Source organism: Campylobacter sp. IFREMER_LSEM_CL2090 (genome assembly GCF_025771865.1).
In the GTDB taxonomy this organism is placed as follows: Bacteria; Campylobacterota; Campylobacteria; order Campylobacterales; family Campylobacteraceae; genus Campylobacter_D; species Campylobacter_D lari_D.
Genome location: NZ_JAKMRA010000033.1, coordinates 1 through 836, shown reverse-complemented (window position 1 = coordinate 836; position 836 = coordinate 1). Strand labels below are relative to the sequence as shown.

Genomic DNA, 836 nt, shown 5'->3' with positions numbered 1-836 from the left:
GCTAAATTTTCTAGTGCTAAACTCACTAATGAGTATTTGTAAATCTTCTTCTTTAATACCTAGCTTTTCAAAGCTAGTGTTTTCATTAGTGATAATAAATTTGTATTTGGTTATTACTTCTTTAGTGGTGGTAGTATTAGTTTGATTACTTGAGTTAGTAGAGTTATTATTAGAACTATTGTTTGTTTGATTATTTGGGTTACTTGTATTATTGTTGGTATTGGTTTGATTGTTTAATTTGGTAGTGTTATTATTAAAACTATGATTGTTTGAAGCATTATTGGTATTAAAGCTATTATTAGTTGAATTAAAATTATTGTTTGTTTGATTATTTATACTAGAGTTAGTGTTAGTTTTGTCATTGTTTGTGTTAGTGTTAGTTTGGTTATTTAGGTTGGTAGTGTTGTTATTAGTTTGATTGTTAGCTTCCTCATTAGTTTTATCTTCTTGATTTAGTTTTTCTTTTAATTCTTTCTTTTTTTCTTCAAAGTCTTTTTTAGCTTCTTGAGTTTTTTTATAATCATCTTTGGTTTTTAGATTTTCTTTGATAGCTTTGTTTTGAGGGAGGTTTCTATCAGGGGATAGTTCTATAACCTTTTCTATATCATTTTTAGCTATGATAATACTTCCATTATTAGCATAGACTAAAGAGCTAATTGCTATAGTGCTAAGTAAAAGTTTTTTCATACTTATTTTTTCCTTTTAATGATGTATTTTAATTTTAAGTTTTTGTTTTTCAATATTTATATTGATTAATTAAAATATTTTTAACATGAGTATATTCATTAATATACTCATTATATACACTAGGATAAATCCTAGTGTTTAGTGTTTAA

At 24.4% G+C, this 836-nt stretch carries 1 pseudogene; it reads right to left on the bottom strand.

From position 1 onward, the window contains the following. Positions 1–687 (bottom strand): annotated as a pseudogene (locus tag L8V85_RS08290) (hypothetical protein); the annotation flags it as partial. Positions 688–836 lie beyond the last annotated feature (149 nt).